At 22.4% G+C, this 9,397-nt stretch carries 11 protein-coding genes, 1 tRNA gene and 2 pseudogenes (1 of these 14 only partly in view); 2 read left to right on the forward strand and 12 right to left on the reverse strand.

Annotated elements, in window-relative coordinates:
• Positions 1-1,549: 1,549 nt before the first annotated feature.
• The 12 genes and pseudogenes from LUA84_RS02675 to LUA84_RS02725 all read right to left on the reverse strand — a co-directional run bounded on the left by LUA84_RS02675 (position 1,550) and on the right by LUA84_RS02725 (position 8,166).
• The gene (locus tag LUA84_RS02675) at positions 1,550-1,954 is read right to left on the reverse strand and encodes a hypothetical protein (RefSeq protein WP_231434324.1); all 405 of its coding nucleotides are present in this window, start codon (positions 1,952-1,954) and stop codon (positions 1,550-1,552) included.
• Positions 1,955-2,127: 173 nt separating this feature from the next.
• Positions 2,128-2,328 (reverse strand): hypothetical protein, encoded by a 201-nt coding sequence (locus LUA84_RS02680; protein ID WP_231434325.1) that lies wholly within the window; start codon positions 2,326-2,328, stop codon positions 2,128-2,130.
• Positions 2,329-2,580: 252 nt separating this feature from the next.
• Positions 2,581-3,120, reverse strand: a complete 540-nt coding sequence (locus tag LUA84_RS02685) for a DNA polymerase domain-containing protein (protein WP_231434326.1) — start codon at positions 3,118-3,120, stop codon at positions 2,581-2,583.
• Positions 3,087-3,605: pseudogene (locus LUA84_RS05320) on the reverse strand (DNA polymerase domain-containing protein). The gene LUA84_RS02685 and the pseudogene LUA84_RS05320 overlap by 34 nt, the downstream one beginning before the upstream one ends.
• A 56-nt stretch (positions 3,606-3,661) precedes the next feature.
• Positions 3,662-3,787 (reverse strand): hypothetical protein, encoded by a 126-nt coding sequence (locus LUA84_RS04270; protein WP_256443520.1) that lies wholly within the window; start codon positions 3,785-3,787, stop codon positions 3,662-3,664.
• 41 nt (positions 3,788-3,828) lie between these two features.
• Positions 3,829-4,269 carry a 3'-5' exonuclease gene (locus tag LUA84_RS02695; protein WP_308112660.1) on the reverse strand — a complete coding sequence of 147 codons (441 nt, stop codon included), beginning with the start codon at positions 4,267-4,269 and terminating at the stop codon, positions 3,829-3,831.
• Entirely contained in the window at positions 4,245-4,469 is a 225-nt protein-coding gene (locus LUA84_RS02700) for a hypothetical protein (RefSeq protein WP_231434328.1), read from the reverse strand. The genes LUA84_RS02695 and LUA84_RS02700 overlap by 25 nt, the downstream gene beginning before the upstream one ends.
• Positions 4,463-4,642: a hypothetical protein gene (locus LUA84_RS02705; protein WP_231434329.1), complete on the reverse strand. Its 180-nt coding sequence runs from the start codon at positions 4,640-4,642 to the stop codon at positions 4,463-4,465. The genes LUA84_RS02700 and LUA84_RS02705 overlap by 7 nt, the downstream gene beginning before the upstream one ends.
• A 137-nt stretch (positions 4,643-4,779) precedes the next feature.
• Positions 4,780-6,227: pseudogene (locus tag LUA84_RS04750) on the reverse strand (RtcB family protein).
• Between the two features lie 6 nt (positions 6,228-6,233).
• Positions 6,234-6,617, reverse strand: a complete 384-nt coding sequence (locus LUA84_RS02720; protein WP_231434331.1) for a hypothetical protein — start codon at positions 6,615-6,617, stop codon at positions 6,234-6,236.
• A 125-nt stretch (positions 6,618-6,742) separates the two neighbouring features.
• The gene (locus LUA84_RS04300; protein ID WP_256443525.1) at positions 6,743-6,871 is read right to left on the reverse strand and encodes a hypothetical protein; all 129 of its coding nucleotides are present in this window, start codon (positions 6,869-6,871) and stop codon (positions 6,743-6,745) included.
• 1,222 nt (positions 6,872-8,093) lie between these two features.
• Positions 8,094-8,166 (reverse strand) — tRNA-Gln (locus LUA84_RS02725).
• Between the two features lie 468 nt (positions 8,167-8,634).
• Between LUA84_RS02725 and LUA84_RS02730 the strand changes: the two genes are divergently transcribed.
• A complete protein-coding gene (locus LUA84_RS02730; protein WP_231434332.1) occupies positions 8,635-8,853 on the forward strand; it encodes a hypothetical protein in 219 nt (72 codons plus the stop codon).
• A 382-nt stretch (positions 8,854-9,235) separates the two neighbouring features.
• Positions 9,236-9,397: the 5' portion of an ATP-binding protein gene (locus LUA84_RS02735; RefSeq protein WP_231434333.1), read on the forward strand. 387 nt of this gene lie beyond the right edge of the window; 162 of the gene's 549 nt are visible here — the first part of the coding sequence; it begins with the start codon at positions 9,236-9,238; its stop codon lies beyond the right edge, outside the window.

A 9,397-nucleotide genomic window follows, 5' to 3' on the forward strand; every position in this document is an offset into this window, starting at 1 on the left:
GAACAAAACTAGATAAAATAAAAATAATAATATATTATATAGAGGAAAGAAAGATAATAGAAAGAATATTGAAAAGAAAATAAATAGATCTCCAATNNNTATCAATATAAATAAATACAATAATATAAAAAATAGAAGAATAAAATATGAAAATATAAAATTCACTGGATAAATATTTTTAACAATTAAATATGAGAAATAGAATATATTAAATATCAATAAAATATATATTATTATATCATCTACAGANTTATATTTTATATCCTGATATGATGAATATGCCAATATTATTATATCAAATATCAATAAAGGAAGCATCTCATTCATATAAAAAATAAAAAATACAATTCTTATAAATAATTATTATGATGATGTGGACACAATCTGATTAATGATGAAAGGAGTAGCTACTGATTTTTAAATTCCTATATAGTTATTATTTATTATGNCATTAATAATACCATCACCAGAATATGCTAAAAGAAGGAAAATATTACAAGTTGATAATAAAATTAAAAAATTGGAAAAAGAAAGAAGTGGAAAAATAACTTTAGTATTAAAAAAAGAAATAGACCTCAATAATATTGATGAATCATTAAAATTTATATCAATGTTAAAAGAATTGGAAGGGAGAAATTTCTTTGATGAATTATATATTGTTAAATCTGACAAAGTATATGATTATTTAGATATACAAAAAGAATTAGATCAAAAAAATATAGAAAAGAAGAAACTGATAAAATTGTATGATATAGTAAGTAGACTTAAAGTATAATAATAAATAAAATTAAAAAAATCAGATTAGTATTTGTATTCGTTTTCTTCTTTTATATTTTTAGATAATAGTAATCTCTTTATATTTTCTATATCATTTTCTAATATTTTTATTTTCTCTATTTCATTTATTATATATTCAAAATTAGATAAATCAATGAAATTCTCTATTTTCTTTATTTTATTCATTAAATTTTCATAATCTGATAATACAGATTCTAANATATCTTTAGAATCATATAATTCTGTTTTTACCTTTCTTATTTCCTCCCTAATATTATTTAGGCTTTCTTCCAATTTATTATATTTTTCATTAATTTCTTCTATTTTATTCCATTTCGTTTATTTTAGATCTCAAATCTGTAAACCAAATTAGTTGTATATTCCTCAAATACATGCATATATACTATTTAATCTATTTTCAAAGTTTATATATTTGTTATATAATTCTTCATAAGCTTTAAATTGTTTTACATTTTTAATATNNTCATTTGTTAATTGTAATAAGTAATTCATATTACTTATTTTATTATTAATTTCAGAATATTTTTCTTCATATTTCTTTTCTATCTCTTCCAATTTACATATTAACATTATATAGATCTTTTTCCCTTATTTCATTTATCATTTCAGATATTTTATTATATTGCAATAGATCTTTAGATAAATTATCTATTGTTTTGGATACTAAATTTGCCAAATTATCAACTTTTGCTTTTAGATCATTAAAATCATTAATACTTGTTTGAGTATTCTAATTTATTTAATCTATCTATTAATCTTCTAATTTATTCCTTAATTCTTTTATATTATTTATAACATCCTCATATTGTGTTATTTTATTACTTAGAGAATTTATATCAAGTTCTAATTTATTTATTTTTGATTTTATATTTACTATAGTAGAATAATCAACAAAGTTTTTCTGATTATTTTCTAATACATCTACTTTTATTTTCAAATCATTTAAATATCTTATTTTATCCAATAAATCTTCATTTAATATTTCTTTATAATTATCAAATACTTTTTCTACATTTTCTAATTCTTCTTTCAAGGCTTTTAATTGATTATTAAATTCTTCTCTATTTACAAAATTATTCAAGCTTCTTTTTATTTCTGATATTCTATTATTAAAATTTTTTACATATGAAAAAAATTCATCAATATATATTTTCATCTTTATTTAAATCCATAGAACTAATTATGTATAATAAATTTTATTAAACTTCACTATATATTTTTTAATAATTCTTTTCTTATATCATCAATTTCTTTCTTTATCATATCATATTTCAATTCTAATATTATATAATCTTTTTTTAATATCATCTATATCTTTAAATTTTAACATTATTTCCATATAAAAGCATTTTTAATTCTTTCAATAATTCTATTATATTCATTATCTTTATCAAATACATTTTTTAATTTCATATATTTCTCATAAATTTCATCTTTTATTTTTTTATTTTTTTCTAATTCTTCTTTTAAATCCTTAATCTTATTTTCTAAATCTTCTATGATTTTTTCATATTCATTTATTTCATCCATTTTTAAAAAATGATAATATATCTTTTTGAGCTTTTCCTATATTTTCCATGGATATATTTAATGCTTTTAATATAGGTTCTTTGGCTGGTAAAACCTGTTTATATATATAATATTCTGGATCATATTCATTATCTTTAACCTCATCTAANACTCTAACTTTATCAGAAATTTTTTCACCACCTTATACTATAATATATTCAACTATAAATCCCCTTCTAACATCATAACCTTTTTCTTTATATTTTTTTGCTGCTATAATATGTGGAGTTGTAACCTCCATATTCTGATAAATCTTTTCTTAATTGTTCCCTTAAATATAAATTTCTCTTTAGGATAAACATGATTTCTTATATTTTTAATAACTTCTGACATGATAATCATTATTTCTCTTATTTTTCCTTCTAGTGCTATTCTAATTACATTTTCTTGAACTTCCCCAGCAATTTCTGACCAATCTCTTCTAACAACTTCAGAACCTCTTAATTTAATATTTTTATTTTCAGATAATAATAGCATATTTTTTTCTAGCACCACCCTCTCCAGACTATTTTCTACAAATATCCCAGATATATAATAATCTTCAAATTCCATTTCCAATGGTTTTGGCAAAATATTATTTATTTTATTTAATAAATTTAGAGCATTTTCTTTATTATCTACAATAACAAATATAGAATCTGTATCTACATATAATATTTTATATCCACTTTTTTCAATAAAATCTTTTACTTCTAATATATGTTTTCTACCTAAAGCAGTTACTGCAGCCGCAAATTCATAACCAAATACCATCTAGAATTTGGAAAACCCAAAAAACCATATGTGGAATTTATTATATATTTTAATGCTGTCTGTCTACNATCAATTATTTTATATTCCTCAGAATTTTTATCTAAACTTTTTAAAGCTTTCTTTAAATTTGCTCTTTCTTCAAATACTTTTTCTAGATACTGCAGATATAAATCCTTTTTTCTTTTTACAGAACCATACTTCAGATTTTCCTAAACGTGTTTCAATAGTTATTTTATCTTTCATGCATTCTTCATGCTCACATTTCAATGTTGTGGAGAAATATTATATCTAATTATTATTGAAGGATATAGAGATCTGAAATCAAAAACAGCAATATTTTTATATAAACCAGGTTTTGGTTCCAATACAATAGCACCAGTATGTGATAGCCTTTTTCTTTTATCTACTTCTTCAGGATCTGGTCTATTTGGAATTATTTCATTAAATTCTTTTGCCCTTTTTATTAGATAATTTTCTACAACCATTCCATATGTACTTCCCGATAATTCATATAATGTAATTCCAACCAATCTTGCTAATTCTAATAAATTCCTTCAAAATGTTTATATAATTTATAAGTTAATTCCACATCTTTTCTATTATATTTTATTATATAACTGAAATCTTTTTTATTATAAATTATATCTGACATTTTATCTAAATCCATATCTAACTTTTCCTTCTCCTAGTATTTCCATAGCAACTTCATCATAAAGAATATGTTTCAGAATTTAATTGCGGTGCAAATATTGTTGTAACAATATCATATAAATCAACATTGTGTGTTCGAACTACCCTATATTTTTTATCTTCTTCTCTTTTTTTAGTATATACTATTCCTTTTCCATCCCATCCAAAATCAAAATTAAATCCTAATCTTTTTGCTTTCTCATATAAAAAGTATAAATCAAAATTATTTGAATCATATCCAACAATTACATCTGGATCCAAACTTTTAATTATATCATTAAATTTTTTCAATAATTCTAATTCACTATTTACTTTTATTCCTTCATTTGATTCCCCTCCCCAATATATTGAATAATATTTTTCTCCATCATATATTGAAATAATGTAAATATATGCTTTTTCTGGTGATATTATAGATTTATTAGAAGCTGTTTCTATATCAAAAATAGAACTTTTAATTTATATTTATTTTCAACCATCCCGTTATTTTTCTTTAATTTGTAATAATCTATATTATCTCCTTTTTTTATTAATTCCAATTCCAAATCATATGTATATAATGGATATATATCATTATCTATTTGAAACTTTTTTATTATACTTATATCACCTTCTTTTTTTCCAATTATTTTTCCTTCTTCCTTCAGATTTATCAGCAAAATTTTTTATTTTCATCATAATCATCCTGACTTAAATAAACTTTTATTACAGTATATTCCTTTCCTATAAAATTTTTCTTTAGAATTTCAAAATTTTTCACATATTTTTCATCTTTCAATTTATTTTTTATTTCTTCTAAATATTTTTCATCTTTTAATATGTAAATATACATAAAATGGTTNNNNATACTCTATTCTTACCTTCTTTCCATTTTCATCCCTTCCATAAATATAAACTTTTTCATTTATCATGATCAAAATCTAATACAAATACTTTCATAAAAAATTATTGTAAAATATTAATTAAAGTTTAACCTTTTATAACTGCTATTGGTCTTAATCTTACAACAAAGTTAGATATACCTAATTCGTCAGTTGCTTTTACAACTTCATCAACATTTTTATAAACTTCAGGTACTTCTTCAACTACACCTTCTTTTGTTGTAGATTTTACATAGATTCCTCTTTCTTCTAAATTTTTAATTATTTCATTATAATTACAATGATCTTCTAGCAGCAGCTCTTGACATATTTCTTCCAGCACCATGTGCAGAAGATCCAAATGATAACTCCATAGATTTTTCAGATCCTATTAATACATATGATGCTGTTCCCATTGAACCTGGAATTAATACTGGTTGTCCAATTTTTCTATAATCTTCAACCAATTCTTCTGAACCTGATGGAAATGCTCTAGTAGCACCCTTTCTATGAACAATCAATTTTTTCTTTTTACCATCAACTTTATGTTCTTCAATTTTTGCAATATTATGAGCTACATCATATATAACATTTAATCCAACATCTTCTGCTGGATGATTATATATCTTATGGATATGACTTTCTAATAAAATATGTTATTATTTGTCTATTATTCCATGCAAAATTTACTGCAGCACTCATTGACTTCCAATAATTATTTCAATCATCAGATTGAAATGGTAAATATACTAATTCTTTATCCGGTAATTTATTTATTTCTTCTCTATATTTTTTCAATCCTAGATCTATATAATCTGATGCAATTTGATGTCCAAAACCTCTAGAACCTGGATGAATTAATACCGTTACTTGTCCTTCTTCATATATTCCCAATTTATTCGCTATATCTTTTATCAGAATATCTTATCAACTACCTGTATTTCAATGAAATGGTTACCAGATCCTATAGTTCCTAATTGATCTATTCCTCTTCTAATTGGTAAATCTGATACATGCTCTATTGAAGCATCTTTTAATTTTTCATAAGATTCTACATGTTCCAAATCCTCTTTCCATGCATAACCTTCTCTATAACTCCATTCTAAACCTTCTTCTACAGCATCCTTAAATTGCTCCTGGAGATAAAACAATCTTTCCAGTTTCTCCAACTCCGGCAGGTACATTTCTAAATATTTCATTTACAATTTCTTTTAATTTTGGTTTTATCTCTTCATATTTTAAATTTGTTCTTAACAATCTTACACCACAATTTTATCATATCCTATCCCACCTGGAGAAATTATTCCTTCATTTATATCAAATGCAGCAACTCCTCCAACTGGAAATCCATGAGCCTTCATGCCCATCCGGCATTATAATAGAATATTTTTGTATTCCAGGTAAACTAGCAACATTCTTTCCTTGTATTAATGTTTTATCCTCTTTCATCTTTTCTATTAACTTATCATTTGCATATACTCTAACTGGAACATTCATTCCATTTTCTTTAGGTATTTCATATATATTTTCAGATATTTTTCTTAACTTTATATCCATAAAATATTATTTATTATAATTCTTTAAAACATAATTTAAGAAAAGGAAGGAAATTCCTAAAATAATAAATGATAAAAACAAACCATATTGAACAGAAATATAATAAAGTAACAAAGATCCTATTGCACCACCCAAATTTCTAAATAAATATATATTTCCAAATTTTTGTAGATAATTTAATATTATATAATTATCAAAGAAATATTGAAACATTGTCCATGAAAATGCAGCTAATATAAATAATACTGTTAGTATTATACCATTATATATTTTTGATAAAGAAAATATTAAAGACAATAATATTATTATTCCTATAAAAAATCTAGAAAATATTCCAATTTTTATATTTCTAAAATTAATTTCCCTTTTATATATTTTATATAATATCAAGTATACAATCCATTTATAAATAATAAAAATGGAAAAATTGTAGATAAAGAAAATACATTTACGAGAATAAACTAAAGATGCCCAAACTAATGAAAATCCAATCAAAACAAATAGATTATATAATTCTAAATAGTCATATTCCTTAACTTTTTTATATTTAATGGAAATACCAAACCTTCAAATATAGAATAAAGAGTTCCAAATTTATCTATATTATTTTCTGCAATTGAAAACATTTTATCAATTCTTTTCAATAAATTGTAATTCATATGCGGATGAAAATAAAAATAAATATAATTTCCTATATATAATAATTATCGTAGATAATAGCAATAAAATAAAAACTATATATATGCTATAAATCAGGGAAAGAAAAATAAGAGAAATTTGAGGTATTATTTCTCCAAAAGTCCAATAAATATTAAAATAGAAATTTAAGCCTACATCTCTATAATATAGTAAAAATGAAAAATATGTAGATGATGTTGTAATATTAAACAAGAAGAATGATAATATTAGTAAATAAATATTTGGAAAACTAATAGTAGAGAAGAAGCAGAGGGCCCTATTACACCAATCATTGCAATATTAATATAATTTTTCTCATTTATTCTAATATTTCCAAATATTGCTGAACTTATTATTGATCCTTATAAGATATAGAAATTAAAGAATAATATATATTAGATGGGAAATTAAAATAAAATGGGTAAACAAAGAATAAACTATTTAATATTCCCCCAACTAGATTATTACTAATTAAAATAATTTTTTCTTTATAATTCATTTTATTATATCTCTAAATTTTTCTTTTAATATATCTGCCAAAGCTATGCCTATAGCAATTGAAATTGAAATAACTATTCCACCAAAAAACATTGTAACATATAGAGAAGAACTGGAGATAAAAGATTTAGATAGCTATTTGGTAATCCAATACAAAAAATAAAACAATAAATCTTATTAAGCCTAATATAAAGTTTGCATATCTAAAATTTTGGATTAATGGATATAAAAAAGATCTCAATATAAATTCCATCATTGCAGATGAAATTATTATTACAACAATTATTATCAATAGACTGTTTAATATATTAAAAACTAGGAATCCTATATTTCTAACATATGGAACTATGTAAAATGAAAATCCAATAAAATAAAAGTATATAAAGAACTTAACTATATTTACTAGTAGATCTGTAAGAGAATATGCTGTCATTATTTGTTTATCATGTAGCCATTTATCTAGACCAAGAATTTTTTTTAGTATTATCTTAAGTATTAATGCTGTAAGTTTTCCTATAAAATATCCAATTATAATAATAGAGACAGAAATTATTATTATTTTTAATATATTATAGTTAAATATCTGAAATATAAGATTGATAATACTTTCCTCCAAATATTATCTAAAAAAATGATAATTTATAAATACATAGTCCTCCTAAAATTAACATAACTTTCAAAAATTAAAAGTAGCCCCGCGGGGATTCGAACCCCGGTCTCAGGGACCAAAACCCTGAATCCTAGACCACTAGACGACGGGGCTATATAGAACATCATATTCTTTAAATTTAATAATATTTTTATTAAACAATTTTATATGAATGATACTGATATGCTTAATTTTTTTAAATTAAGAGACAATCCCTTTAAACTAGAGGTAATTTTAGAAACTTTTGTTGGATATAATTGAGAAAGAACAAAACTATTAAATTCAATAAATAATAAAGAAAAAATTGTTGGGTTTCTGGTCCTACTGGAGCAGGAAAAACAACATTATTATTATGGATATATAATAATCTTAAAACAAAGAATAAAATATATATTTATTGGCCTTTTGAAAAAAGAGAAGAATTTGAAAAATATTTTATTGATACATAATNATTTTTTGAAAGATTAATATACAAATTTAAGAAATTTAATATAGTAGAATATTTAAATAAGAAAAATTTAAAAATATTTTTGAAGAAGCTTCACCTTTTGTGATGACAATATTTTAGAATGGATAAAAGTTATGTCAGATCAAACAAATTGCACATTTATATTAGCAGGTTTACCGGAGTTTGAAGAAAGAATAAAAAAAGAACATAGAACATTATATGAAAGAATTATCACAAAAATATATTTAAAATCTCTTGATCCTAAAACCGGTAAATTATTAATTAAAAAAAGATTAGAGCTTGCAGGTAATGCTAATCTATTTACAGAAGAAGACAATAGAAGAAATATATAATTTATTTGAGGATTACCAAGAGAAATATTAAAATATTCATACGAAGCACCATTAATTGCATATAGAGAAAGAAAAAAGATTATTGATAGAGATATTGTAAAAAAAATATATGAAGCAAAGAAACCTCCAACAGATTTATTAAAATTAACAGAAAAACAAAGATATATAGTAGAATCAATAACAAAATATGGTCCAAAAACAGATATTGAGTTATTAAAATTATTTAAGGAAAGATATTGCTGATACAACATTTCGTGAAATAGCAAATATATTAAAAAGAATGACAGACAAGTAAAATATTAATTAGNACTAAAGTAAAAGGTAAATNCGTATATGATGTTGTACCTGCAATAAAAGATGATTTCAAAAGAGAAATAAATAAATGAAATGTAGTTTTTGTAATAATAATGCAATATACAGAGATATTGATGGAAATTATTATTGCAAAGACCATTTTATAAAATATTTTGAAGAAAAAACAATAAATACAATTGAAAAATATAAATTGATAAAACCTGGAGAAATACTTGGTGTTGGGGTCTCT

This window comes from Candidatus Nanopusillus massiliensis (assembly GCF_920984865.1).

Excerpts from the sequence above, each read along its gene's own strand:
- LUA84_RS02680 (WP_231434325.1), bottom strand. The coding sequence starts at position 2,328 with ATGGATGAAATAAATGAATATGAAAAAATCATAGAAGATTTAGAAAAT.
- LUA84_RS04270 (WP_256443520.1), bottom strand. The coding sequence starts at position 3,787 with ATGGATTTAGATAAAATGTCAGATATAATTTATAATAAAAAAGATTTC.
- LUA84_RS02705 (WP_231434329.1), bottom strand. The coding sequence starts at position 4,642 with ATGTATATTTACATATTAAAAGATGAAAAATATTTAGAAGAAATAAAA.
- LUA84_RS02730 (WP_231434332.1), top strand. The coding sequence starts at position 8,635 with ATGTCAGATCAAACAAATTGCACATTTATATTAGCAGGTTTACCGGAG.
- LUA84_RS02685 (WP_231434326.1), bottom strand. The coding sequence starts at position 3,120 with ATGGTATTTGGTTATGAATTTGCGGCTGCAGTAACTGCTTTAGGTAGA.
- LUA84_RS02675 (WP_231434324.1), bottom strand. The coding sequence starts at position 1,954 with ATGAAAATATATATTGATGAATTTTTTTCATATGTAAAAAATTTTAAT.